The 25976-nt window shown below is 65.3% G+C and carries 24 protein-coding genes; 17 read left to right on the forward strand and 7 right to left on the reverse strand.

The genetic code is table 11. From position 1 onward, the window contains the following. Positions 1-28: 28 nt before the first annotated feature. Both P9239_RS17365 and P9239_RS17370 read right to left on the reverse strand, forming a co-directional pair. Entirely contained in the window at positions 29-1027 is a 999-nt protein-coding gene (locus tag P9239_RS17365) for a sulfate ABC transporter substrate-binding protein (protein ID WP_309753056.1), read from the reverse strand. A 73-nt stretch (positions 1028-1100) separates the two neighbouring features. Continuing rightward, positions 1101-1709 carry an alpha/beta hydrolase gene (locus tag P9239_RS17370; protein ID WP_309754124.1) on the reverse strand — a complete coding sequence of 203 codons (609 nt, stop codon included), beginning with the start codon at positions 1707-1709 and terminating at the stop codon, positions 1101-1103. A gap of 146 nt (positions 1710-1855) precedes the next feature. Here P9239_RS17370 and P9239_RS17375 point away from each other — a divergent pair, with 146 nt between their 5' ends. The 6 genes from P9239_RS17375 to P9239_RS17400 are packed head-to-tail and all read left to right on the forward strand — an operon-like array spanning position 1856 to position 6283. Further along, a complete protein-coding gene (locus P9239_RS17375; protein ID WP_309753058.1) occupies positions 1856-2338 on the forward strand; it encodes a VOC family protein in 483 nt (160 codons plus the stop codon). Positions 2339-2343: 5 nt separating this feature from the next. Then, on the forward strand, positions 2344-3288 hold the full coding sequence (locus P9239_RS17380) for a glyoxylate/hydroxypyruvate reductase A (protein ID WP_309753060.1): 945 nt from the start codon (positions 2344-2346) through the stop codon (positions 3286-3288). A gap of 37 nt (positions 3289-3325) precedes the next feature. Then, entirely contained in the window at positions 3326-4246 is a 921-nt protein-coding gene (locus P9239_RS17385; RefSeq protein ID WP_309753062.1) for a hydroxymethylglutaryl-CoA lyase, read from the forward strand. 23 nt (positions 4247-4269) lie between these two features. Further along, positions 4270-4782, forward strand: coding sequence for a YbaK/EbsC family protein (locus P9239_RS17390; RefSeq protein WP_309753064.1), 513 nt, complete (start codon positions 4270-4272; stop codon positions 4780-4782). A 35-nt stretch (positions 4783-4817) separates the two neighbouring features. Beyond that, entirely contained in the window at positions 4818-5375 is a 558-nt protein-coding gene (locus P9239_RS17395; RefSeq protein ID WP_309753066.1) for a MaoC family dehydratase N-terminal domain-containing protein, read from the forward strand. Further along, positions 5372-6283 (forward strand): MBL fold metallo-hydrolase, encoded by a 912-nt coding sequence (locus P9239_RS17400; protein WP_309753067.1) that lies wholly within the window; start codon positions 5372-5374, stop codon positions 6281-6283. The genes P9239_RS17395 and P9239_RS17400 overlap by 4 nt, the downstream gene beginning before the upstream one ends. A gap of 144 nt (positions 6284-6427) precedes the next feature. Here the strand turns inward: P9239_RS17400 and P9239_RS17405 are convergent, their stop codons facing one another. Continuing rightward, positions 6428-7315, reverse strand: a complete 888-nt coding sequence (locus P9239_RS17405) for an alpha/beta hydrolase (RefSeq protein ID WP_309753068.1) — start codon at positions 7313-7315, stop codon at positions 6428-6430. 219 nt (positions 7316-7534) lie between these two features. Here P9239_RS17405 and P9239_RS17410 point away from each other — a divergent pair, with 219 nt between their 5' ends. Then, positions 7535-8497 carry a nitronate monooxygenase family protein gene (locus P9239_RS17410; protein ID WP_309753070.1) on the forward strand — a complete coding sequence of 321 codons (963 nt, stop codon included), beginning with the start codon at positions 7535-7537 and terminating at the stop codon, positions 8495-8497. Positions 8498-8570: 73 nt separating this feature from the next. Here P9239_RS17410 and P9239_RS17415 read toward each other — a convergent pair whose 3' ends face one another. Beyond that, a complete protein-coding gene (locus tag P9239_RS17415; RefSeq protein WP_309753072.1) occupies positions 8571-9677 on the reverse strand; it encodes a porin in 1107 nt (368 codons plus the stop codon). 510 nt (positions 9678-10187) lie between these two features. Beyond that, a complete protein-coding gene (locus P9239_RS17420) occupies positions 10188-10574 on the reverse strand; it encodes a hypothetical protein (RefSeq protein ID WP_309753074.1) in 387 nt (128 codons plus the stop codon). 484 nt (positions 10575-11058) lie between these two features. Here P9239_RS17420 and P9239_RS17425 point away from each other — a divergent pair, with 484 nt between their 5' ends. The 8 genes from P9239_RS17425 (at position 11059) to P9239_RS17460 (ending at position 17508) form a co-directional block, all read left to right on the forward strand. Continuing rightward, complete coding sequence (locus P9239_RS17425; RefSeq protein WP_309753075.1) at positions 11059-12078, forward strand: bile acid:sodium symporter family protein; 1020 nt, start codon at positions 11059-11061, stop codon at positions 12076-12078. 529 nt (positions 12079-12607) lie between these two features. Beyond that, on the forward strand, positions 12608-13135 hold the full coding sequence (locus P9239_RS17430; protein ID WP_309753076.1) for a PIG-L family deacetylase: 528 nt from the start codon (positions 12608-12610) through the stop codon (positions 13133-13135). Further along, positions 13135-13284, forward strand: a complete 150-nt coding sequence (locus P9239_RS17435) for a hypothetical protein (protein WP_309753078.1) — start codon at positions 13135-13137, stop codon at positions 13282-13284. Before P9239_RS17430 ends, P9239_RS17435 begins: the two co-directional genes overlap by 1 nt. 416 nt (positions 13285-13700) lie before the next feature. Beyond that, a complete protein-coding gene (locus P9239_RS17440; protein WP_309753080.1) occupies positions 13701-14720 on the forward strand; it encodes a LacI family DNA-binding transcriptional regulator in 1020 nt (339 codons plus the stop codon). Next, a complete protein-coding gene (locus tag P9239_RS17445; RefSeq protein WP_309753082.1) occupies positions 14717-15979 on the forward strand; it encodes an AGE family epimerase/isomerase in 1263 nt (420 codons plus the stop codon). Before P9239_RS17440 ends, P9239_RS17445 begins: the two co-directional genes overlap by 4 nt. A 5-nt stretch (positions 15980-15984) precedes the next feature. Continuing rightward, positions 15985-16896 carry a carbohydrate kinase gene (locus tag P9239_RS17450; RefSeq protein ID WP_309753083.1) on the forward strand — a complete coding sequence of 304 codons (912 nt, stop codon included), beginning with the start codon at positions 15985-15987 and terminating at the stop codon, positions 16894-16896. Between the two features lie 96 nt (positions 16897-16992). Beyond that, on the forward strand, positions 16993-17214 hold the full coding sequence (locus P9239_RS17455) for a hypothetical protein (RefSeq protein ID WP_309753085.1): 222 nt from the start codon (positions 16993-16995) through the stop codon (positions 17212-17214). Between the two features lie 48 nt (positions 17215-17262). Next, a complete protein-coding gene (locus P9239_RS17460; protein ID WP_309753087.1) occupies positions 17263-17508 on the forward strand; it encodes a hypothetical protein in 246 nt (81 codons plus the stop codon). 16 nt (positions 17509-17524) lie between these two features. Here the strand turns inward: P9239_RS17460 and P9239_RS17465 are convergent, their stop codons facing one another. Continuing rightward, positions 17525-18163 carry a glutathione S-transferase gene (locus P9239_RS17465; RefSeq protein WP_309753089.1) on the reverse strand — a complete coding sequence of 213 codons (639 nt, stop codon included), beginning with the start codon at positions 18161-18163 and terminating at the stop codon, positions 17525-17527. Between the two features lie 243 nt (positions 18164-18406). On the opposite strand from P9239_RS17465, the gene P9239_RS17470 reads away from it, so the two are divergent. Continuing rightward, positions 18407-21985: an indolepyruvate ferredoxin oxidoreductase family protein gene (locus tag P9239_RS17470; protein ID WP_309753090.1), complete on the forward strand. Its 3579-nt coding sequence runs from the start codon at positions 18407-18409 to the stop codon at positions 21983-21985. 6 nt (positions 21986-21991) lie between these two features. On the opposite strand, the gene P9239_RS17475 is transcribed toward P9239_RS17470, so the two are convergent. Further along, complete coding sequence (locus P9239_RS17475; protein WP_309754126.1) at positions 21992-23311, reverse strand: EAL domain-containing protein; 1320 nt, start codon at positions 23309-23311, stop codon at positions 21992-21994. A gap of 320 nt (positions 23312-23631) precedes the next feature. Between P9239_RS17475 and P9239_RS17480 the strand changes: the two genes are divergently transcribed. Then, entirely contained in the window at positions 23632-25299 is a 1668-nt protein-coding gene (locus P9239_RS17480; RefSeq protein WP_309753092.1) for a Na+/H+ antiporter, read from the forward strand. Positions 25300-25976 lie beyond the last annotated feature (677 nt).

Consider the following 25976-nt stretch of genomic DNA (forward strand, 5'->3'; position numbering starts at 1 on the left):
TGAGTCGATTGCCGGCCGCGCGCCGATCTCACTTCTTCTCCGCCACCACCTGATCAAACGTCCCCCCATCGGCAAAATGCGTTTGCTGCGCCTTCTGCCAACTCCCGAACACCTGCTCCACCGTAAACGTCTTCAGCGGCTTGAACTCGCTTGCATGCTTCGCGAGCACGTCCGCGTTGCGCGGCCGCAAGTGGTGCTGCGCGATGATCTCCTGCGCTTGCGGGCCGTATAGGAAGTCGAGATACGCCTGCGCTTGCTTGCGCGTGCCGCGCTTGTCCACCACCTTGTCGACGATGGACACCGGCGGCTCCGCCAGCAAGCTCGACGACGGATACACCGCGTCAAAATCCTTCGCGCCCGCGCCGGTTTCGATCAATCCCACTTCGTTCTCGAACGTCACGAGCACGTCGCCGATGCCGCGCTGCGTGAACGTCGTCGTCGCGCCGCGCCCGCCCGTGTCGAGCACCGGCACGTTCGCGAAAATGGCTTTCTCGAAGTCCTGCGCCTGCGCATCGGTCGCGCCCTGCTGCTTCTTGTAGCCCCACGCCGCGAGATACGTGTAGCGTCCGTTGCCCGATGTCTTCGGATTCGCGATGATCGCCTGCACGCCGGGCCGCGCGAGATCGCTCCAGTCCTTGATGTGTTTCGGATTGCCGTGGCGCACGAGAAACACCATCGTCGTCGTGTACGGCGCGCTGCCGTTCGGCAGGCGCGTGCGCCAGTTGGCCGGCACGAGCTGTCCGCGCTCGGCGAGCAGGTCGATGTCGTTCGGCTGGTTCATCGTCACGACATCCGCCTGCAAGCCCTGCATCACGGACAACGCCTGCGCACTCGACGCCCCATGCGACTGTCTCACTGACACGGTCTCGCCCGTGCGCTTCTTGTAGTCCGCGACGAACGCCGCGTCGATGTCCTTGTATAGCTCGCGCGTCACGTCGTAAGAGACGTTGAGCAGCGTGGTGTCCGCGTGCGCGACGCCCGTCGCCATGATCAATGTCGCGAGCGCGACTTGCCTGAATGCCGCCATGAGTCTCCCCGTCATCAAAAGCGAAAGGCCGCTCGGAGGCGGCCATCTATGTTATCGAATGCGCGGAGAAGCATCAGCCATACGCATGTTCACGCTGCAACCGCTCGCGCTCGCCGTTCGCTTCGCGCGGCGCGTAATGCGCGAGCGTATCGACGAGATACTTCGCGTGCGGCCACGGACCGAAGCCCGCCGCCGTGTTGATGTGCCCGGCATCGCCGAAATTCACGAACGCGCTGCCGAGATGCTGCGCGAGGTCGCGCGCCCGGTCGACGGGCATCCACGGGTCCGTTTCGCTGCCGACGAGAACCGACGGCACGGCAAGGCGCGCTGGCTCGAAATACCCCGCGAGCCTGAACTTGTCAGGGCTCGCCGGCGCGACCAGCAGTACGCCGCTCACGCGGTTGAGCGCACGGCTGCGCGCTCGCCTGAACGCATGGGCGACCGCGAGACAGCCGAAGCTGTGCGCGGCCAGCACGACGGGCCGCTGCAAGGCATCGAGCCGCGTTTCGACAGCGCGCGCCCACTCGTCGAGATGCGGCGCGTCCCAGTCGGCCTGCTCGACGCGCGACGCGTCCACGTATTGCCGCTCCAGCCAGCTCTGCCAGTGCGCGCCTTCGCTGCCATGCAGTCCCGGCACGGTCACGAGCACGGGCCGCCGCAAGGGTTCGTCGTTCATGTTCATGCGTGCCTCGGCTGCTTTCGATTCAGGCTTCATTCTCGCGTGATGCAGCGCCGCCGCGAACGATTCAATCGTCATTTGGTTATTCGAAGCCGCGCGCCGGGCGCGCCGTCACCGTAAAATGATCCGAATCGTCACAGGGAGGCACCATGTCCGATCTACCCGATGAATCCGCCGGCCGCTTCGAGCACGCGGACCATTCCAGGACGCAACGCACGCTGCAGCCGTTTCACCTGGCCTTTCCCGTCACGAGCCTCGAGAACGCCCGCGCGTTCTACGGCGAGTTGCTCGGCTGCCCCGAAGGCCGCAGTTCGCCCGACTGGGTCGATTTCGATTTCTTCGGGCATCAACTGGTCGCGCACCTTTCGCCCGACGAGGCGCGTCCCGCCCCAAAGAACGCCGTCGATGGCGACGCCGTGCCGGTGCGCCACTTCGGCGTCGTGCTTTCGATGAGCGACTGGCACGCGCTCGCCGAGCGCCTGAAAGGCGTGGGGACGAAGTTCATCATCGAGCCGCATATCCGCTTCAAGGGCGAAGTCGGCGAGCAGGCCACGATGTTCTTCCTCGATCCCTGCGGCAACGCGCTCGAATTCAAGGCATTCAACGACATCGGCCAGTTGTTCGCGAAATGAGCCGCATGAAAATCATCTTCCACGAAGAGAACACGGACACGGACGCGTGGCTTGGCGACTTCGCCCGCGAACTGCCGCAAGCCGACGTGCGCGTCTGGCAGCCGGGCGACACCGCGCCCGCCGACTATGCGGTCGTGTGGCGCGCGCCGCGCGAGCTGTTCGCGAATCGGCCGGATCTAAAGGCGGTGTTCAATCTCGGCGCGGGCGTCGATGCCATTCTCGATGTCGAGCGCAAGGAGCCCGGCACCCTGCCGCCCAACGCCGTGCTCGTGCGGCTGGAAGACACCGGCATGGCGCAGCAGATGGCCGAATACGCGAACTACGCGGTGCTGCGCTTCATGCGCCGCTTCGACGAATACGAAGCTCTGCAACGCGAAGGCCGCTGGCAGAAGCTGCCGCAACATGCGCGTAAGACCTTCACGGTCGGCGTGCTGGGTCTGGGCGTGCTCGGCGCGGAAGTGGCGCGTTCGCTCGTCCTGCTTGGCGTGCCGGTGCGCGGCTATAGCCGCACGCCGAAGGACATCGCAGGCGTCGAGGTTTTTTTCGCCGGTCCCGCGCAGTTCGACGCGTTCCTCGAAAACGCGAAGGTGCTCATCAACCTGCTGCCGCATACGCCGGATACCGAAGGTATCCTGAACGCTCGCGCGTTCGGCAAGCTCGCGCGCGGCGCATATCTGGTGAATGTGGCGCGCGGCCCGCATCTGGTCGATGCCGATCTGCTCGCCGCACTCGACAGCGGCCAACTCGCCCGCGCGATGCTCGACGTGTTTCATACCGAGCCGCTGCCGCGCGATCATCCGTTCTGGCGGCATCCGCGCATCGGCATCACGCCGCACATCTCGGCGGAGACGTTACGCGAGGAGAGCGTCGTGCAGATCGCCGCGAAGATCAAGGCGCTCGCGCGCGGCGAAGCGATCAGCGGCATCGTGGATTTCAAGCGCGGTTATTGAATCGCGCCGGCCTATACGAAGGAGACAGGAGACAGCCATGCTTCCCGCCAAAGTGAAAATCGTCGAGGTCGCGCCGCGCGACGGTCTGCAGAACGAGAAGGAATTCGTCGCCACGGAAACCAAGATCGAACTCGTGAACCGGCTCGCGCGTGCGGGCATCGTGAATGTCGAGGCGACGTCGTTCGTATCGGCCAAGTGGGTGCCGCAAATGGCCGACGCCGCCGCGGTGATGGCGGGCATCGAGCGCCGTCCGGGCACCATCTACTCCGTGCTCACGCCGAACATGCGCGGCTTCGAAGGCGCGCTCGAAGCCAAAGCCGACGAAGTCGTGATCTTCGGCGCGGCGAGCGAGGCGTTCTCGCAGAAGAACATCAACTGCAGCATCGCGGAGAGCATCGCGCGTTTCGAGCCGGTTGCGAAAGCCGCGAAGGACGCCGGCATGCGGCTGCGCGCGAGCATCTCGTGCGCGCTCGGCTGTCCGTATCAGGGCGAAGTGAGCGTGGCGTCGGTCGTGGACGTGATCGAGCGGATGAAGGCGCTCGGCTGCGACGAGATCGATATCGCCGATACCATCGGCGTCGCCACGCCGAAGCGCACGCGCGAAGTGGTCGCGGCGGCGTCGAAGGTGTTCCCGCGCGAGCGTCTGTCCGGCCATTTTCACGATACCTACGGCCAGGCCATCGGCAACATTTATGCGGCGCTGCTCGAAGGCATCGAGATTTTCCATGCGTCGGTGGCGGGGCTCGGCGGCTGTCCGTATGCGAAAGGCGCGACCGGAAACGTTGCGACCGAAGACGTCGTGTATCTGATGGACGGACTCGGCATCGAAACGGGCGTGAATCTCGATGAACTCGTTCAGATCGGCGACTTCATTTCGCGCGCAATCGGCAAGCCGAGCGCCTCGCGCGCGGGCCGCGCGTTGCTCGCGAAGAAGAAGAGCGGCGAAGTCTGCGTCTAAGCGGCGTCCAGAAGGGGAACACCATGATCGAACCGACTCCTGTCGAAGCCCTGCCCGATTCCGCGCGCCGCGTCGCGCTGCTGTTGCAGGAACGCGGCCATCCGCATCCGGTCGTGATGTTGCCGGAGACCGGCAAGACGTCGGCCGAAGCGGCGGCCGGGCTCGACTGCTCCATCGCGCAAATCGCCAAGTCGATTCTTTTTCGCCGCCGCGAAGACGATGCGCCCGTGCTCGTCATCGCGAGCGGCGCGAATCGCGTCGATGAAGCGAAAATCGCGGCGCGCGTCGGCGCACTCGCCCGCGCCGACGCGAAGTTCGTGCGCGAGAAGACCGGCTACGCGATCGGCGGCGTGTGCCCCATCGGGCATGCCGTCGAGCCCGTCACGCTGATCGACGAAGACCTGCTCGCGCTCGACAGCCTGTGGGCCGCGGCCGGGCATCCGCATGCGGTCTTCAACCTGTCGCCGCGCGAATTGGTCGACCTGACCGGCGCCCCGGTCGCCGATGTCGCGCTGCGCGAGACAGCCGCGCAATGAACGGCGTGCCGTCGCCCTGCGTCGATGTGTGCCGCATGAATCCGCAAACAGGCTTCTGCGACGGCTGCTTTCGCACCATCGGCGAAATCGCGGAATGGAGCGCGTATGACGACGCCGCGAAACGCAGCGTGCTCGCGCGCATCGAGAGCCGCCGGCAAGGCGCGCGCGTCGTGATGCTGGGCGAATCGTTCGAGGCGACGCTCGCGCTGCCCGCCGATTCCATTCGCCAGTTCGCGACGCTCGTCAACGACACGAACCCGCTGCATCACGACGAAGCCTATGCGCGCGCGAGCCGCTTCGGCGCGCTCATCGCGTCCGGCACGCAGCCGACCGCGCATCTCATGGCGATGATCGCCGATCACTTCGCGCGATACGCGCAGCCGCTCGGCCTGGAATTTGGCATCAAGCTCACGCGCGCCGTGAAAGCCGGCGACGTGCTCACCATGCGCTGGCAGGTCATCGAGGCGAAGTGGAAGGCGAGCCTCGGCGGCGATCTAACGAAGCTCGAAGGCGGCGCCCAGAATCAACTCGGCGAAACCGTGATGAAGGCGACGGCGACCATTGTCGTCATGCCGAAGGAGACCACGCCGTGAACGTGCTACCCGACTCCATGACCGTCTTCGAGCGCGGCTGGCTCTCGTCCAACAACGTGCTGTTTTCGAGCGAGGAGTGCGCGGCGCTCGTCGATACGGGCTACGTCTCGCACGCCCCGCAAACGTTGGCGTTGGTCCGGCAGAAGCTCGGCGCGCGCAAGCTCGATCTCATCGTCAACACGCATCTTCACTCGGACCATTGCGGCGGCAACGCGCTGCTTCAGCAAACGTATGCGTGCGACACGCTGATCCCCGCCGCCGACGCCGACGCCGTGCGCGAATGGAACGAATACGCGCTGACCTTCAACGCGACCGGCCAGCGGTGCGACCGTTTCGGGTTCACGGGCACCATCGCGAGCGGCGCGACGCTCACGCTCGGCGGCCTGTCGTGGTCCGTGCTCGGCGCGCCGGGGCATCATCCGCATTCGCTGATGCTCTATTGCGCCGACGCCCGCGTGCTCATCAGCGCCGACGCGCTCTGGGAGAACGGCTTCGGCGTGATCTTTCCGGAACTGGAAGGCGCGAGCGGCTTCGCCGAAGAGCGCGCGGTGCTCGATCTCATTGCGCAGCTCGACGTCGGTCTCGTGATTCCCGGTCACGGCGCGCCGTTCACGGATGTGGCGCGCGCACTCGAGGTCGCTTCGTCGCGGCTCGATTACTTGCAGGCCGATCCGGCACGCAACGCGAAGAACGCGCTGAAAGTGCTGATCGTATTCAAGCTGATGGAGGTGCGCGCGATGAGTTTCGACGCCCTCATCGCCACGACCGCGACCGCCCGCGCCATGCGCGCCGCCGCGAATGCGCTTGCGGCGCCGGGCGAGCGCCGCGCGTTGCTGGAGAAGATCGTCGGGGAACTGGCGCAGGCGGGCGCAGTGAAGATGGAGGCGGGCGTCGTGGCCATCGCGTAGAAGACGTGAGGCCAAAAAGAAAGCCGCTTGTCAGCTACGGCAAGCGGCGAACATAGACGTGATCAACGTCGAGTCGATCCTAACCCGACGATATACCCCGTGCATCGGTGCTTTCCCTACAGATGGTTGACGGGCGCTCGCCCGTCAAGCCGTTGTGTCGAAGAAGGCCAGCATCTCTTCGATCAACATGTCCGGCTGTTCCTCGGGAATGTAATGCCCGCACGGCAGCGCGCGGCCGCTCACGTCGCGTGCGACGCGCCGCCATTCTGCGAGCGCGTCGAAGCATCGCTCGATCACGCCCTCTTCGCCCCACAACACGCGCAACGGACACGCGATCCTGAGCCCGCGCTCCAGATCGGCGCGATCATGTTCCAGATCGATGCTCGCGGACGCGCGATAGTCTTCGCACATGGCGTAGACCGCGCCCGGTTGGGCGAGCGAATCGCGATACGCCTGCAACGCGTGCGGCGCGAACGGCGCGAGCCCCGCGTGGCGATTGCCCATCACGCGGTCGATATACGCGTTCGGATTGCCGCCGATGAGTAACTCCGGCAGCGGCGACGGCTGAATCAGCAGAAACCAGTGGAAATACGCGGTCGCGAACTCGCGGTCGGTCGCTTCGTACATGGCGAGCGTCGGCGCAATATCGAGCAGCATCAGGCGATCGACGGCATCGGGGAAGTCCATCGCCATGCGATGCGCGACGCGCGCGCCGCGATCGTGCGCGCACACGAGAAAGTGGTCGAAGCCGAAGTGCCGCATCACCGCGACCTGGTCGGCTGCCATCGCGCGCTTGGAATACGGCGTGTGCTGTTCGTCGCTCTCGGGCTTCGCGGACGCGCCGTAGCCGCGCAGATCCGTCGCGATCACCGTGAAGTGGCGCGCGAGAACGTCCGCGCACTTGTGCCAGATTTCGTGCGTCTGCGGATGGCCGTGCAGCAGCAGAAGCGGCGGGCCGTCGCCGCCCTTCATGCCGGCGATCCCGACGCCCGCAGCGTCGACTGTAAAGGGCTCGAAGGCGGCGAAAGACATGATGCGTTCTTGTTGTTACTGTGCGGGTCATTGTAGGCGTGGCGCTTCGAATGCTCACTTGTGCAACGCCCGAATTGCGCGAAAACCGAGGATTCACTCGGATTTGCCCCGGTTCACAGAAAGCTCGCGCTGCCTATAATCGAACGATCGTTCCTAATCATCGCTTCGGGGCATTCTTATGCTGCGTCGAACGAGATGACACATCAGGAGACTCGTCTCATGGCCCTTCCCGCCGTCCTCGAAAATCTGACGCTTCCCGTTATCGGCTCGCCGATGTTCATCGTCAGTTATCCCGAACTCGTGCTCGCGCAATGCAAGGCGGGGATCGTCGGCTCCTTTCCCGCGTTGAACGCGCGGCCGGCCGAATTGCTCGATGAATGGCTCGCGCAGATTCAGGCGTCGCTTGCAGAACACAAGGCGGCGAACCCGGATGCGGCGATCGGGCCGGTTGCGGTGAATCAGATCGTGCACCAGTCGAACGCGCGGCTCGAGCACGACGTGCGCGTGTGCGTCGAGCACAAGGTCCCGATTTTCATCACGAGCCTGCGCGCGCCGGTCAAGGAGATGATCGACGCGGTGCATTCGTATGGCGGCATCGTGCTGCACGACGTCATCAATTTGCGCCATGCGCAGAAGGCGCTGGAGGCGGGCGTCGACGGGCTGATTCTCGTCGCGGCGGGCGCGGGCGGCCACGCGGGCACGACCTCGCCGTTCGCGCTCGTCGGTGAAGTGCGGCGCATCTTCGACGGACCTATCGTGCTGTCCGGCTCGATCGCCAATGGCGGCTCGATCCTCGCCGCGCTGGCGATGGGCGCGGACCTCGCGTACATGGGCACGCGCTTCATCGCGACGCGCGAGGCGCATGCGCTCGACAGCTATAAGCAGGCGATCGTCGAGTCGAGCGCGGCGGACATCGTCTATACGAATCTCTTCACGGGCGTCCACGGCAACTACATTCGCCGCAGCATCGTGAACGCGGGGCTCGATCCGGACGCGCTGCCCGAATCCGACAAAACCGCGATGAATTTCGGCGACGGCGCAAGCAAGGCGAAGGCGTGGAAGGACATCTGGGGCGCGGGTCAGGGCGTCGGCCTGATGCACGACACGCCGAGCGTCGCCGAACTGGTCGCGAGACTGAAAGAAGAGTATGAGGACGCGAAGACGCGGCTCGGGATTCGTTGAGCCGGTTTCGCAGGCCTGGAAAAAAACACCGCGCACTCGGCGCGGTGTTTTCGTTTGCGGCTTGGCGCTGCGCTTAGAACTTCGCGCGAATGCCGACGCCGAACGTGTCGCCCGACGACATGCCCGTGTACTTGTCGTTGAGGTACGCGGCGTAGACGTCGGTGCGCTTCGAGAGCGGGTAGTCGTAGCCGACGGCCCAGCTCTTGTGCGTCTGATCGAGACCGCCGTTGCTGCGCGAGTATGCGTAGGACGCCATCACTGTGCCGGGGCCGACCGGCACCGTCACGCCGCCCTGCCCCGTGTTGACGTGGAACGAGGTCGGCTCGATGTCGTTCTTCGTGTACATGTACTGCGCGAAGAACTTCACGTACTTCATGTCGAACGACGCGCCCAACTGCCCGACGCTCTGGCTCTTGAAGCCGGGAGTGGTGAACGCATTGGAGGTCGGCAGATCGCCCGGCGTGTTGTTGAAGTTCACGTACTGGTAGACGCCGGTCGCCGCGAACGGGCCGTGGAAGTACAGGAACTGCACGCTGTACTTCTTCGAGCGATTGTCGCCGGCGCTGTTGCCGAACGCGTACATCGCGCTGCCCGAGAGGCCGTTGAAGTCGGGCGTCGTGTATTGAACGGCGTTGTTCCAGCCGGAGTCGCCGGTGACGCCCTGATCCGTCGTGTAGGTCGGGAACGTGCCCTGACCGAGGAACACGTGGTAGACCATCGGCGAGAAGACATACGAGTCGACGAACGGGTTGAACAGAATCGTCGAGACGAAGAGTTGCGTGGTCAGACGGCCAGCGGTGAACGTACCGATCGGGCCCTGAATGCCGACATACGAGTTACGAGCGAAGAACGTGTCGCCGTCGAAGCGGCCGTAGTGGCCGTTCTGCGCGCGGAAGAAGCTCTCGAGGGTGAAGATCGCCTTGTAGCCGTTGCCGAGGTCTTCGGCGCCCTTCATGCCCCAGTACGACGTCGACATGCCGCCGCCGCTGACATTCCATGCGCGTTGGCCGCCCGGAAACTTCGTTGCGCCGACCCATTCGTCGACCTGGCCGTACAGCGACACGCTCGACTGCGCGTGAGCCGCGCCTGCGGCGAAAAAGCCGATCATCGCGGCGATCGCGGTGGCCTTGACGGCTGCTTTCACCGTTTTCTGCGGCGCACGGTTGACGGTTGGCTTCATGAACTCTCCTGTCGTTTGTCGAAAATTAAATGCGTGGCGGGCGAGGAACGTGACGCTCGCCTCGTCTGACCGGCGTAATGGGCTTCTGGCGAGAGGCATCGCGTGTGGAGCGGCACCATCTTCACGGACCATTTCTCCGGTCAAAAATCTTTCTCGTTATTGCGGGTATAGCGTTTCGAGTACTCCGTGACGCGAAGGCCGGGCAAGGCGCTCGTTCATGCAAAGGCCGAGTGCGTCGAGCGAATGCCAACAAGGCGATTCGCCCGGCCGGGGGCGCGCACCGGCGCGACTTCCGACGCGATGAAAGGAGTTTCGAATCTAAGCAAAACGCGCAAAAAGCCGAAGGCCGCATTGTCCTTGCGCGGAAAAAAGAGGGGAACGTCTGACAGGAAAAGTGACGCCCGATTGTGGTGAGATTACGTCACCGTGACACGCGCGCTGGACGCGCCTTTTATTTTTCGTTAACTGCCACGAAACACGCGTTCGCGCGAAAAGCGAAGCACGGGTCGATCAATTGCGGAAGTTCGATGCGGCGGGCGCGCGGCCGTCGTCCGACGGGCGGCCCTGCGGTCGCGGCAGGTTGCGTTCTTCGTTATAGCGGGTGATGTCGGCGCGAATGGAGCCTGTGCCACGGAACGGCGCGGCCTGCTCGGCGCGTGGCGTCGCGCGCATTTCGGCGCTCACGGGCGTGAGGCCTTCCTTGGCGGCAACCGGGGTGGCATGAAGAGACTCGCGGCTCGACGCGGAATCGCTGAAAACGGCCGGGGACAGCCACTCGGCGCGCGGTCCCGCGAGCGCGAGCGTTCCCGTTGCCGCGAGCCCGAGGAGCGCGGCGGAAGCGAGAAACCGAGTCGTCTTGCGAAAGCCTGTGGGCGCCATGTCGATACTGCCTTGCATCCAAACGAATATCCGACCGTACAACCGCAGCGTTGCCATGCCGAACCGCCGAACGGGACGCTAGCCAAGTTTCATGCGGAGTAAGCGCGCATCGGGCAGAACGACCCGACGGCGCGCCGCACTGACCAGCGCAAGCAACAATTTATTAACGTTCGCGGCAGCAGTCGAGCCAAAAAGTGTTATGCCGGCGCGATGGTTGTAACACCATGTTACGTCAGAGTTTTTTTACTTCGATCTCCTTAGTTGCGCCTCAATTCATAGGACGATTGATACCAGCGTTTCCCGTTCGCCAGACGACGGTCGAGGCTCGCAAGTTGCTAGCGCCTTCCTGGCTCCAGAGTGTTTTAATGCGAAAATGGAATCAATCGATCGATTGAATGAATTTGCCAATTCAATCGACCGCAGGCGAAAATCATGGTTTTCCCTAACCTGCCGCCCGCCCGGCCTGTAAGCCCGGCAGCGTCCGAGTGCGAGACCTTTCTTGATGGCACGGCCCAAACTCCTTCCTGACAACTTCACACTGGCGCTGATCGGCACCGTCGTCATCGCTAGCTTGCTGCCGTGCCGCGGCAGCGCTGCGGTGGCATTCAACTGGATCACCGACATCGCCATCGGGCTGCTGTTCTTCCTGCACGGCGCGAAGCTGTCCCGCGAAGCAATCGTCGCGGGCGCGACGCACTGGCGCCTGCATCTTCTGGTGCTGCTCAGTACCTTCGTGATGTTTCCGCTGCTCGCCGTGGCGCTCAAGCCCGTGCTCAGTCCGCTCGTGACGCCCGCTCTCTACACCGGCATCCTCTTCCTGTGTACGCTGCCATCGACCGTCCAGTCGTCCATTGCTTTCACGTCCATGGCCAAGGGCAACGTGCCGGCGGCCGTGTGCAGCGCGTCGGCGTCCAGTCTGCTCGGCATCTTCATCACCCCGGCGCTCGTCGGGCTGCTGGTGAGCAATCATGGCGCGACCGCCGGGTCGCCGTGGCACACCGTCGGCAATATCGTGCTCCAACTGCTGGTGCCGTTCGTTGCCGGACAATTGCTGCGGCCCGCCATCGGCAAGTGGGTGGATCGGCACAAGCCGGTGCTCAAGTTCGTCGATCAGGGTTCCATTCTTCTGGTCGTCTACGTCGCGTTCAGCGAAGCGGTGAACGAAGGCATCTGGCATTCGATCTCCGCGTCGGCACTGCTCGGCCTGCTCGTCGTGAACGTTCTCCTGCTGGCGGTGGCGCTCTTTATCACCGCCTTCACCGCGAAGCGGCTCGGTTTTAGCCGCGCCGATCAGATCACCATCATCTTCTGCGGCTCGAAGAAAAGTCTCGCGTCCGGCATCCCGATGGCGAAGGTCATCTTCGCCTCGCACGCAGTCGGGGCGGTTGTGTTGCCGCTCATGCTCTTCCACCAGATCCAGTTGATGGTGTGCGCGGTGCTCGCGCAGCGTTGGGGCTCGCGCAGGACCGCCGCCGAACCCGCACGGGAAAGCAAAAGTGTCGGAGCGCCCGCGCGCCGCTGATCGCTGCATCGTCTCTTCTCGCTTCAAAGAAGGCCGCCCCGTGCGGCCTTTTCGTCATTTGAGCGCAGAGGTCACCCGACGTCGACTCGGCCGAACGGCATAGGCGAAACAACCTGACTGCGAGCAGCGTCGTGCAACGTTCGTATGCCTATCGTCCGGCGCTTTTGCCTATGTCGTTCGGCCGGGTATCGCTCGGGTACATGACTTGCCACACTGCGGTCACATCACGCATATGCGACCACGGGGAAAGCCATGCACAGCGCGCCATACATCCACGAACTCCTGTTGCGACGAGCCGCGCATCGCGGTCATCCGGCATCGCGCATTGGCACCCGCCGCGCCGGGCCTTGCCCGCGCCGCGCAAAGGCGGTTGAGTGAGTCTGCGCGCGAGTGAAAGGAGAGCATTGAATGGCTACGCTCAAAGCGCAGAGTTCGCCGACGCGGCAAGACGAGCCTTCCGCCCACGGCACGCCGGAGGACGCATGGCAGAGATCGGGACGTCTCGGCGCCTTGCCGGAAGTACGTTCGATTGAGCTCGTGCCGCCCGGCGCTCGTGCCGCCCGGCGCTCGCGCGGTCGTCATCGCGCCGCATCCGGACGCCGAAGTCCTCGGCACGGGTGCATTGCTCGCCCAGCTATCGGAGACGAGCAGGAACCTCTTCATCGTCGCGGTTACGGACGGCACCGCGAGTCACCCGAATTCCACCGAGTGGCCGCCGGAGCGCCTTGCCGCCGTTCGTCCCATGGAAACGCGCGAGGCGCTGCAACGGCTGCATCTACGAAACGTGCAGGTGGCGAGGCTCGGCCTGTTACACGGCAGCGCGGATAAGATGGAGCCGATCTTGTCGGCGTTTCTCGCGAAGCATCTGGAGCCGGACGACGTCGTCTTCGCGCCCTGGCGTCACGACGGGCATTCGGACCACGAAGCGGTCGGGCGCGCCGCGTTCTCGACCGCCGCTTCGCTGGGGCTGCCATTCGTGGAAGTGCCGCTTTTCACCTGGCATTGGGCGTCGCCCGACGATACTCGCGTACCGTGGGCCGCGCCCGCCGAATCGTGATGGACCACGCCACGCATGCCCGCAAGCTGCGAGCGGTGCAGGCTTTTCGCAGCCAGCTCGAGCCGGACACCGCGACAGGACAGGCGGCCGTTTTGGCCGAACATGCGCTGGCAAGGCTTACGCGGCCTTACGAAGTCGTCCTGATATGAGCGGCGGCGAAGCGAGCGGATGCATCATCGCTCGCGGGACGGACGCTGCGAGCAAGCGTGGAAACGATCTGAGCGACGACGATCGGCGAGCAAATGTCCCATGGCTCTCGGGGACGGAGTCGCGAGCGAATGCGCACGCGCCGTCGTACGATGCCGCCGGAAAGCAACGTCGTTACATTCACCTCCTGATGACACGAGCCGCAGCGCAGTCGCCAGCACGAGTACGCGCGGTACCGCCCCAGTCGGTTTCCAGCGTTTTACTAAACAGACGATGACGCCGAGAACCGCTTTTTAGAAGGCTTAGTGGTTTTCTCTAGGCGCTTCCGCACGCGTCGCACGCCCCTTTTACTATACAATCCGGCCCGGCAAGCGCCTGCACCTGCATACGCTCTCGCCTCATCCTAGAGAACAACACGATGGCCACTACCATCCGCGACGTCGCACGCGCGGCGAGCGTCTCCATCGGGACGGTTTCGCGTGCGCTCAAGAACCAGCCGGGGCTGTCCGAGGCCACGCGCGTGCGCGTCGTCGAAGTCGCGCAGCGCCTCGGCTACGATTCCGCGCAGTTGCGCACGCGCATCCGTCGCGTGACCTTTCTGCTGCATCGGCAGCACAACAATTTCGCCGTCAGCCCGTTCTTCTCCCAAGTGCTGCACGGCTTCGAAGATGCATGCCGCGAACGCCGTCTCGTGCCGTCCGTGCTCACCGCCGGTCCGACGCAAGACCTCGCGCAGCAACTGCGGCTGCATGCGCCCGACGCCATCGCGGTCGCGGGCTTCGTCGAGCCGGAACTGCTTGCGCATCTGCAATCGCTCGCGCGCCCCATCGTGCTCATCGATCTGCGCGCGCCCGGGTTTCGCTCCGTCGATATCGACAACGCGAAGGGCGCGGCGCTCGCCATGCAGCATCTCTTCGCGCTCGGGCGGCGGCGCGTCGCGTTCATCGGCGGGTCGCTCGCGCATCACAGTATCGCGCAGCGGGCGCTCGGGTATCGCAAGGCGTATTTCGATGCGGGCCTGCTCTTCGATCCGACGCTGGAAGTCACCGCGCAGGCCGGCGTACCTGCCGATGTCGCCGCCGCCGACGCCATGGAGCGCCTGATCGCCGAGACGCGCGCGCAATCGAATCCGCTGCCCGACGCCGTTTTCGCCTATAACGATGCAGCGGCCCTCGCGGCCATGCGCGTCTGTCTCGCGCACGGCTTGCGCGTGCCGGAGGACATCGCGTTCGTCGGCTTCGACGACATCCCCGCCGCCGCTCACAGCGCGCCGCCGCTTTCGACGGTCGCCGTGGACAAGGAAGCACTCGGGCGGCGAGGCGTCGAATTGCTGCTCGACGATCATTCGACACCGCCGGACCAGGCCGACTCGCTGATGAGCGTGGAATTCATCGCTCGCGCGAGTTCGGGCACGAAAGAGGACATCCGCACGCCATGAACATGACCGCTTCACCCGCCGTCGCCGCCGTCGCCTCGGGCCAGGCGCCGGAAGGTCGGATCGACTTCCGCAGCCGCGACTTCCTGCTCTCGCACGTGCGGGACACGCTCGCTTTCTACGCGCAGGCCGGCCGCGACCCTTCAGGCGGCTTTTACCATTTCTTCAAGGACGACGGCTCGGTCTACGACCGCACCACGCGCCATCTCGTCAGCAGCACGCGCTTCGTCTTTAACTACGCAATGGCGTACCGCCACTTCGGCGATGGGCAGTTCCTGGACGACGCGCGGCACGCGTTCCGTTTCCTGCGCGACGCGCACTGGGACGCCGCGCACGAAGGCTACGACTGGGAAATCGAATGGCGCGACGGCCAGAAGCGCACGCTCGACGGCACGCGCCACTGCTACGGCATGGCCTTCGTGCTGCTCGCGTGCGCCCATGCGGCGATGGCGGGCATCGACGAAGCGCGGCCGATGATCGACGAAACCTTCGCGCTGATGGAGCGCCGTTTCTGGGACGCCGAAGCGGGTCTCTACGCCGACGAAGCCACGCCCGACTGGCAGCTTTCGGACTACCGCGGGCAGAACGCGAACATGCACGCCACCGAAGCGCTGCTCGCGGCCTTTGATGCGACCGGTCACGTGCTCTATCTCGATCGCGCGGAGAAAATCGCGGGCAACATCACGCTGCGGCAGGCGCGCTTGTCGAACGGCCTCGTGTGGGAGCATTTTCACCGCGACTGGTCCGTGGACTGGCATTACAACGAATCGGACAGCTCGAACATCTTCCGCCCGTGGGGCTTCCAGGCGGGGCATCAAACGGAATGGGCCAAGCTGCTGCTGATTCTCGAACGGCATCGCGCGCTGCCGTGGCTCGCGCCGCGCGCCATCGAACTGTTCGATGCAGGCTTTTGCCGCGCGTGGGACGACCGGCACGGCGGCCTGTACTACGGCTTCGGCCCGGACGACAGCATCTGCGACCACGACAAGTACTTCTGGGTGCAGGCGGAGAGCTTCGCGGCGGCGGCGCTTCTCGGCGCGCGCACCGGCAGCGAACGCTTCTGGGACTGCTACGACGAACTCTGGCGCTATAGCTGGGCGCATTTCGTCGATCACCGCTACGGCGCGTGGTATCGCATTCTCACGTGCGACAACCGCAAGTACGGCGACGAAAAGAGTCCCGCCGGCAAGACCGACTATCACACGATGGGCGCGTGCTACGAAGTGCTGAACGCGCTCGCCTCGCCGCACAACTCACGGTAAGCACGATGGCAACCGATCACACCACTTTCCCGCAGTTCGTCTCGGCTGGCGACATCCTCACCGACCTGATCCGCACCGGAGACGAGAGCTGGCTGTCGCGTCCGGGCGGCGCGGGCTGGAACGTCGCGCGCGCCGTCGCCCGGCTCGGGCTGCCGACCGCGAGCGCCGGTTCGCTCGGCACCGACAATTTCTCCGACGACCTCTGGCACGCGAGCGTCGCCGCGGGCCTCGACATGCGCTTCATGCAGCGCGTCGAGCGTCCGCCGCTGCTCGCCATCGTCCACAAGACGCAGCCGCCGACCTATTACTTCATGGGGGAGAACGGCGCGGATCTCGCCTTCGATCCGGCGAAGCTCCCGCAAGGCTGGATGGAGCGCGTGAAGTGGGCGCACTTCGGCTGCATCAGCCTCGTGCGCCAGCCGCTCGGCGCGACGCTCGCCGCGCTTGCCGCGACACTGCGCGAGCACGGCGTCAAGATCAGCTTCGATCCGAACTATCGGAATCTTATGGAGCACGGCTACGAGCCGATTCTGCGCAACATGGCGGGCCTCGCCGATCTCATCAAGGTGTCGGACGAAGACCTGCACATGCTGTTTCGCGGCATTCCCGAGGAAGACGCGCTCGCGCAACTGCGCGCGATGAACCCGCAAGCCACCGTGCTCGTCACGCGCGGCTCGTCGGAGGCGACGCTTTATGCCGGTGATGAAGCGTTCAGCGCGCGTCCGCCGGCCATCGAGGTGGCGGATACGGTCGGCGCGGGCGATGCGTCCATCGGCGGGCTGCTCTATAGCCTGATGGCGCGTCACGGCGGCTGGCCCGAGCATCTGAAGTTCGCGCTCGCGGCGGGCGCGGCGGCGTGCCGTCATTCGGGCGCGCATTCGCCGTCGCTCGACGAGGTCGAGGAATTGCTCGGCTAAGCATCGAGCAAGCGCGCGCCGCTGTCATACGCGTCGCGCGGTCGCGTGCTAGCATCAATTTCATGCTTGCGTCCCGGGACTTGAGGCGAATCCATCATGGAAGACACGACCTACACGAAAGGCATCTATACCGCGAAGATCGGCGTACGCGCCATCGACGGCGGCAAGTTCCAGGGGCTCGTCTCGCTCGCGCGCGACGACGGCGAGCAGCCCGACGCGACGCTCTACGAAGTGGAAGCTGCATCGGAAAACGAGCACGAAGCGCTCGACGAAGCGCGGGCGCTCGCGCACCGCATCCTCGGGGAAATCGAACTGTAACTGGCGCGATCGCGGCGTGTGCGCGCCGCCCACTGCATCGGAGGCGACATGCCGGACCAGGTCTTCCTATATGGCGTCTATTCCATCCACGTGAGGCCGATCGAGCTTCAGGGCCCGCGCTGGGACGCCGAGTACGAGATTCGCCATCTGGACAAAGCCGTGCAGGACTGGAAGACGGTCGGCGGCGACGACGGCCTTCCCACATCGCACGAAGCCGTTCAGCTCGCGCACCTGCGCGCGGTCGCGGACATCGATGCCGGCGCGGGCATTCCAAAGCCTCGCACGTTTCCCTGACCAGCGGCTCGACGTCTTAATCCACCGGCATTTTCGGGTGCGGCCTGAGTCCGAGGCGCTCCGCCTCGCGATGGTCGATCTCAGCCGCGCGCTCGTAGCCCTCGCGCGCCACCGCCCGTTCGACGTAATCGAAGAGCACGCCTTGCGGCTCGATCAGCCTCGCGACGAACGCAATCTGCAACGTGCTCGCCAGCAGGATGTCGGCGGCGGTAAACAACTCGCCGAGCAGCCACGGCCCTTCTTCCAGCGCGCTTTCGACTGCATGCTCGACGCGCGCAAGATCGCCCCAGCCAAAGCTGAACGTATTGCCCTGCGCGCCCGTCATGCGTTCGGCCATCGCCGGTTCCAGACATGAGCCGGTGAAGAACATCCATTGCAGGAACCGGCCGCGCGCCGGGTCCGAAGGCGGCACGCCCAAACGCGCGTCCGGGAACCGGTCCGCCAGATAGAGCAGCACCGCGCCGGATTCCGCCACGCGCACGCCGCCGTCGTCGAGCGCCGGGAGCTTCGACATCGGGTTGACGCGGCTGAACGCGGCTTCATTCTGCGCGCCCGCGCGAATATTTACGAACGCCAGTTCATACGGCTCGCGCAGTTCTTCGAGCATCCACAGCGCGCGAAACGCGCGCGTCTTCGGCCAGTAGAAGAGTTTCATCGGCGGCGGCCTTCTCTCGTTTTCGGAAGCGATCAGGTTAGTCCTAATCAGCGCCGCCACGCGAGCGCCACGGCTGCGGGTTTACGCCGACGCGCGCCCGGATCGAGCAGATTTCTCCCGCATATCTCGAAAAAGCCTGCGTCGTTTCTCAACGCCTGCCGAATTGCAGCGAGTGCGAAAAAACATTCCGCTTTCGGTGACAAAAAATGACGTATCGCCTCACATACAAAAAACGAGACAACCATGAACGCACGCGTCCCCGCCGATGCCCTGTCGCCTCGCCTCAACGAACCCGCGCTGTCCGACTACCAACTCGGCGACAACCTGAGCGCCACGGGCGGCCGAATCTTCCTGACGGGCACGCAGGCGCTGGTGCGTCTCGTGTTGATGCAGCGCGCGCTCGACCGCGCCGCGCACCTCAACACCGCCGGTTTCATCAGCGGCTATCGCGGCTCGCCGCTCGGCATGGTCGATCAACAACTGTGGAAGGCGAAAAAGCTGCTCGCGTCGCACGACGTGCGCTTTCTGCCCGCGATCAACGAGGAACTCGGCGGCACTGCCGTGCTCGGCACGCAGCGCGTGGAGAGCGATCCGGAGCGCACCGTCGATGGCGTCTTCGCAATGTGGTACGGCAAAGGTCCGGGCGTGGACCGCGCGGGCGATGCGCTCAAGCACGGCAACGCGTACGGCTCGTCGCCGCACGGCGGCGTGCTCGTGGTGGCGGGCGACGACCACGGCTGCGTCTCATCGTCCATGCCGCATCAGAGCGATCAGGCGATGATCGCGTGGCATATGCCGGTGCTGAATCCGTCGAACGTGGCGGACATGCTCGAATTCGGCCTGTACGGCTGGGCGCTCTCGCGCTTTTCGGGCGCGTGGGTCGGCTTCAAGGCCATTTCCGAGACCGTGGAATCCGGCTCGACCGTCGATCTCGATGCGTTAAAGACCGACTGGACCGCGCCCGACGGCTTCACGCCGCCGCCCGGCGGCCTGCACAACCGTTGGCCCGACTTGCCGAGCCTCACCATCGAAGCGCGCCTGCACGCGAAGCTCGACGCCGTGCGCCACTTCGCGCGCACCAACAGCATCGACAAGTGGATCGCGCCGAGTCCGCGTGCGAACGTCGGCATCGTGACGTGCGGCAAGGCGCATCTGGATCTGATGGAGGCGCTCCGCCGCCTCGAACTCACCGTCGACGATCTCGACGCCGCCGGCGTGCGCATCTACAAGGTCGGGCTGTCGTTTCCGCTCGAAACGACGCGCCTCGACACGTTCGTCGAAGGGCTCGCGGAAGTGCTGGTGATCGAGGAGAAAGGACCGGTCGTCGAGCAGCAGATCAAGGATCACCTGTACAACCGCGTTCAGGGCGCGCGGCCCGTCGTGATCGGCAAGACGACGCAGGACGGCGCGCCGCTGCTCTCCGCGCTCGGCGAATTGCGGCCCTCGCGCGTGCTGCCGGTGTTCGCGCAATGGCTCGCGCGCCACAAGCCGGCGCTCGACCGCCGCGACAAAGTGGTCGATCTCGTCGCGCCGCAGATTTTGTCGAATATCGCCGATGCCGTGAAGCGCACACCCTACTTCTGCTCGGGCTGCCCGCACAACACATCGACGAAAGTGCCGGAAGGATCGGTCGCGCAGGCGGGCATCGGCTGTCACTTCATGGCGTCGTGGATGGAGCGCGACACGACCGGCCTCATCCAGATGGGCGGCGAAGGCGTCGACTGGGCCTCGCACGCGATGTTCACGAAGACGCCGCACGTCTTCCAGAATCTCGGCGACGGCACGTACTTCCACTCGGGCATTCTCGCGATCCGTCAGGCGGTGGCCGCGAAAGCCAACATCACGTACAAGATTCTCTATAACGACGCCGTCGCGATGACGGGCGGCCAGCCGGTCGACGGCAGCATTTCCGTGCCGCAGATCGCGCGGCAAGTAGAGGCGGAAGGCATCGCGCTGCTCGTCGTGGTCAGTGACGAACCCGAGAAGTACGAAGGTCACGAAGACCAGTTCCCGCGCGGCACGACGTTTCATCACCGCAGCGAACTCGATGCCGTGCAACGCCGCCTGCGCGACACGCCCGGCGTGACTGTGCTGATCTACGACCAGACGTGCGCCGCCGAAAAGCGCCGCCGCCGCAAGAAGGGCGAGTTTCCCGATCCGGACAAGCGGCTTTTCATCAACGAAGCCGTGTGCGAAGGCTGCGGCGATTGCGGCGTGCAGTCGAATTGTCTTTCCGTCGAGCCGGTGGAAACGGAACTGGGACGCAAGCGCCGCATCGACCAGTCGTCGTGCAACAAGGACTATTCGTGCGTGAACGGCTTCTGCCCGAGCTTCGTCACGCTGGAAGGCGCGAAGCTGAAAAAGGCCGACGGCCACGCTTTCGATCCCGGCGAACTCGCGCGCCGCGTCGATGCGCTTCCGCCACCGCGTGCGCATCTCGATCACGCGCCGTACGACATTCTGGTGACGGGCGTGGGCGGCACGGGCGTCGTCACGGTCGGCGCGCTCATCAGCATGGCGGCGCATCTGGAAGGCAAGAGCGCGTCGGTGCTCGATTTCATGGGCTTCGCGCAGAAAGGCGGCTCGGTGCTGTCGTTCGTACGCGTGGCGAGCGAGGACGCGCTGCTGAACCAGGTGCGCATCGACACCCAGCAGGCCGACTTGCTGCTCGCCTGCGACATGGTCGTCGGCGCGAGTCCCGAAGCGTTGCAAACGGTGCGGCATGACCGGACGAAGATCGTCGTAAACACGCACGCCATTCCGAACGCGAGCTTCGTGCAGAACCCAGACGCCAATCTGCACGCCGACGCGCTGCTCGACAAGATGCGCCACGCAGCAGGCGCCGATGCCGCTCACGCGCTGCGTGCCTGCGACGCGCAATCGCTCGCGACGCGCTTTCTCGGCGACACTATCGGCGCGAACATCGTCATGCTCGGCTTCGCGTGGCAGCTCGGGCTCGTGCCGGTGTCGCACGGCGCGTTGATGCGTGCGCTGGAACTGAACAACGTCGCGGTCGCGGCGAACAAGCTGGCCTTCGCGATCGGCCGGCTCGCATCGGCGGATGTCAACGCGCTGGATGCGCTGGCGTCGTCGGCGCAGCAGAAGCGCGTCGCGATGGCGGACATGCCGCTCGCCGATCTGATTCGTGACCGCGAGCAACGGCTTCTCGCGTATGGCGGCGCGAAATACGTCGAGCGGTATCGTTCGCTGCTCGCGCAGGCATCGCCGAATGAAGACGTGAAGCGCGCCGTGGCGATCACGTTCTACAAGCTGCTCGCGGTGAAGGACGAATACGAAGTCGCGCGCCTGCATGCGGACCCGGCATTCCGCGCCGCGCTCGCCGCGCAGTTCGAAGGCGCGCCCGGCGACGCTTACGCCGTGAAGTTCAATCTCGCGCCGCCCGCTTTGTCACACGGCGCGCCGAAGAAGAAAACCTTCGGCCAGTGGATGTGGCCGGTGCTCGGCGGTTTGTCGAAGTTGCGCGCGCTGCGCGGCACCGCGCTCGATCCGTTCGGCAGAACGCTCGAACGCCGCATGGAGCGCCAGCTCGCCAAGGACTACGAAATCACGATGCAGCGCGCACTTGCCAAACTCGACGCGGGCAACGCAAAAGACGTGGCGGCGCTCGCCGCGCTCTTCGAGCGCGTGCGCGGCTACGGCCACGTGAAGCTCGCGAATCTCGCGATGGTCAAGCGCAGCGAGCGCGAACTCGTCGCGCGGCTCGGCATCGAGGCGGCGACGGGCGAAGCGGTGCGCGCTTCCATCGAACGGATGAAGGGCGCGTCGTCGCTGAAGGGGATTCCGGTCGTCGTCGCGAAGTGACCGGCGTCAGTCCATGTCGTCGTCCGGCAGCCAGTCGATGTCGCCGCACAGCACGCAGCGCTTGCCGCCGGAACGCGTCTCCACCGATAGCGTGACGCACGGCATCGCCTCGTTGATCGACAGATAAGGCTTCGTCACATGCACGCGCTCGGGGTCGCCGAGCGCCGCGCGAAAGTACGGACGACGCAGCCAGTTCGCGCCCTGCGCATCGACGAGCGGCAGAAAGCGCGCTTCGTGTGCTGCGCGGTCGGCGCGCAGCACGACATTGCGGCCGGACTGCCGCCCGCTCTGGTCGAGCAGAAAGCAGCGCGCCGCGTGATCGAGCGCGAGGAAGTTCCAGCAAACCTCGTCGAGCGGTTCGCCCGCCGCAAGCCTTTCCGCCGCCCGTTCGAACGCGCGCACGTAGGGCTGAAGCCGCGTCGCGACGCGCCGCTCGCGCACTTCCGTCTGCAGGCGATACCGCTCCGTCAACTCGCCGATGATGGTCTGCGCGTGCACGCCGTCCGCGAGGCCCGGATGCGGCCGCGCGAAGAAAAAGCCCTGCACGAAGTCCGCGCCGCTCGCGAGCGCAAGCTGCGCCTCGTGCTCGGTTTCGACGCCCTCGATCAGCACGAGCTTGCCCGCCTCGTGCAGCAGCGAAACGATGCCCGACAGCACCGCTTCCATGTTGCGCCGCTGCTTGCGCGTGCGCTCCGACAGCGGCGCATGAACGTTGTGGCCGGCGTGAGACAGCATCACGCGGTCCAGTTTGACGATGTCCGGGTCCAGCTGCCAAATCCGTTCGATGTTCGTATGCCCCGCGCCGAAGTCATCGAGCGCGATCAGGAAACCCTGGTCGCGGAACTGCTGCACCGCCTGCGCGAGCCGTTCTATGTCCTCCGCGCTCTGCTCCAGCACTTCCAGCACCACGCGGCGCGGCTCGATATGCAGGCGCTTCAGGTTGGCGAGCAGCGCGGCCGCGTGATACGGCTCGGTCAGCGCGCCGGGATGCACGTTCAGAAACAGCCATTCGGTCTGCGCGCCGAGCATCTTGAAGTTCTCGAGATGCAGCGCCTGCGCAAGACGGTCGATCTGCAATGCTTCGCCCACGCGCGACGACTGCGCGAACACGTCCACCGGCGGCACGGGACGGTCGAGCGCATCGTGCGCGCGCAACAGCCCTTCGTAACCGACCGCGCGCATGTGCGAAAGACTGAACACCGGCTGGAACACGCTGGAGAGCGTCCACTCGCCATGCTCGACCGAATAGCGATCGAAGCCCGACATGACGCCGAGTTCGAAGCTGCGCGCGGCGAGCGTCGTCTTCTCCGGATTGGCGATCACCATGCGAATACCTCCGCGCGCGCGCCACGCGCTTTCTGCTCCGGCGCCCCGCCGGTCGTGCCCGATACCGTTTTCATAAGAACCGCCCTCGATGATCTCGTCGGGAGTCTCGTGTCCCGTGGCTCCCGATAAAGCAAGGTCCATGCGCGCGATGCCGCCGCATTTGTCGGGCGTTTGCATGCTTCATGCACCGGGAACAGGCGGTAAACGCATGCACGCGCACCGTCGATGTGCGTCGCCGGGACATGTCGTGGACCGAATGCCGGGCTACACTCTCGCGTCGCCTCGAACAACCAACGGACGCCGCGCGTCCCGCATCCGGCATGGAAATCGTCTTCACCGTTCTCATCCTGCTGATGATCGTGGCGCTGTCCGGCGTCGGCCTCAGCCTGCTGCCGGTCAAGCTGCCGCTGCCGCTCATTCAAATCGCCATCGGCGCCATGCTCGCGTGGCCCGGCTTCCGGCTGCACGTCACGTTCGATCCCGAACTGTTCATGCTGCTGTTCATCCCGCCGCTGCTGTTCGCGGACGGCTGGCGCATTCCGAAGCGCGAGCTGTATCTCGCGCGCCGCGCCGTTCTCATGCTCGCGCTCGGGCTCGTGTTCATCACCGTCGGCGCGCTCGGCTACTTCCTGCACTGGATGATTCCCGCGATGCCGCTGCCCGTCGCCTTCGCGCTCGCGGCCGTGCTGTCGCCCACCGATGCCGTCGCGCTCACGGGCATCGCCGGGCGCAACCGCATTCCGGCGAACCTCATGCACATACTGGAAGGCGAAGCGTTGATGAACGACGCCTCCGGTCTCGTCGCGCTGAAGTTCGCCATCGCGGCGGCGCTGACCGGCGTGTTCTCGCTGCACGAGGCGGCCATCAGCTTCGTCGTGATTTCGGTGGGCGGTCTTGCGATCGGCGCCGCGATCAGCTGGATCGTCACCGAGATTCCGGCGCGCGTGCTCAAATTTTCCGAAGACGACGATCCCGCCGCGGGCGTGATCCTCACCGTGCTGATTCCGTTCGCCGCCTACGTCATTTCGGAGCGCGCGGGCTGCTCGGGCATTCTGGCGGCGGTTTCAGCCGGGATGATGATGAACATCCAGAGCCTGCGCGCGACCATTCCGAGCGCCGTGCGCGTGCGCATGACGAGCACGTGGACGATGATCGAGTTCGTGTTCAACGGCATGGTGTTCATCCTGCTCGGTTTGCAGTTGCCGCACATCATCGGCCGCGCGCTGATCGAGGCGCATCAGGACGGCAACGCGCAAGTCGGCCTGCTGATCGGCTACGTGATCGCGACGGTGCTCGCACTCTACGCGCTGCGCTTCGTGTGGGTGTATTGCCTGCGCTGGGTCGCGAGCCGCAGCGCGGCAAAGGTCGGCATCGAAAGCGCCGCGCCGGGCATTCGCACGCTGGCGCTGACGACGATTGGCGGCGTGCGCGGCGCGGTGACGCTCGCGGGCGTGCTTTCGCTGCCGGTCACGCTCGACAACGGCGCGGCGCTCGCCGGCCGCGATCTGGCTATTTTCATTGCGTCGGCGGTGATTCTCGCTTCGCTGCTGATCGCTGTGGTCGGCTTGCCGGTGGTACTGCGCGGCGCGAAGCGCGAGCGCAATCCGCATGCGGCCGAGGAACGGCTGGCGCGCCGGCGCGCGGCGCAGGCGGCGATCCGCGCCATCGACGAAACGCACACGCTGCTCACAGACACCATGGACGAAACAGCGTCCGCCCGCTGCGCCGATTCGACGGCGCGCGTGATGGACGTCTATCGGCGGCGGCTGGAATCTCTCGGCGACGAAGAAGCGCCGCGCGTGGCGGCGAGAAAGAGCGAAATCGTGGAGACGCGGCTCAAGATGGCGGCGCTGCGGGCCGAGCGCGCGGAGCTGCTGCAGTTGAGAACGGACCAGGCGATCAACGATGAAACGCTGAACAAGCTGATGCGGGAGATCGATCTTTCGGAGACGGCGATCGTGAATCGTAAGCGGGGGATGACGGCTTGAGGGTTGGCGCGGCGTGAAGCCACGCCGGAGCTCATCGCGCACAAGGTGATGCGTACTGGCTTCGACGACGCATCAGACGAGCCGGCCTCGCGGAAGCGCGTCGAAGTGATGTCCGCGTATTGGCCGCCGCCCCGCCGTGGCTTGGCGCCGGCGGGAGTGGCGGTCGACGTTCCCATCGGCGCCAACGACACGTGAGTCACGCGCAAGCCGCGGGGACGCAGGAGATGTTGAGTTGATCGCGCGTACCGGTGTCTCAAGCGTTGGGCCACCGTTCGCGCCGCGAGCGGCAACGACGCGTCAGCTACGTCCGACCGGACCGGCGTCCGTCCGAATCGCTTGAGGAGCAATGCCCGGAGCTTACTGGCGCTTGGGCCTCGGTGCGGGCGCAACGCAGCTCGCAGCCAACGCTTGAGCAGGGTGGAGTTGATCGCCGTACCGGCATCTAGAGCGTTAGGCCACCGTTCGCGCCGCGAGCGCCAACGACGCGTCAGCTACGTCCGTCCCGACCGGCGTCCGTCCGAATCGCGTAAGGAGGAATGCCCGGAGAGTAGTGGCACTTGGGCCTCGGCGCGGGCGCAACGCAGTTCGCAGCCAACGCTTGAGCATGGTCGTCGAGATTAGCGTCGAACGTAATGGCACGCGCGAATCAACGCCTTGAGCGTCGACTTCGCGCCGCG

This window comes from Caballeronia sp. LZ062 (assembly GCF_031450785.1).
In the GTDB taxonomy this organism is placed as follows: Bacteria; Pseudomonadota; Gammaproteobacteria; order Burkholderiales; family Burkholderiaceae; genus Caballeronia.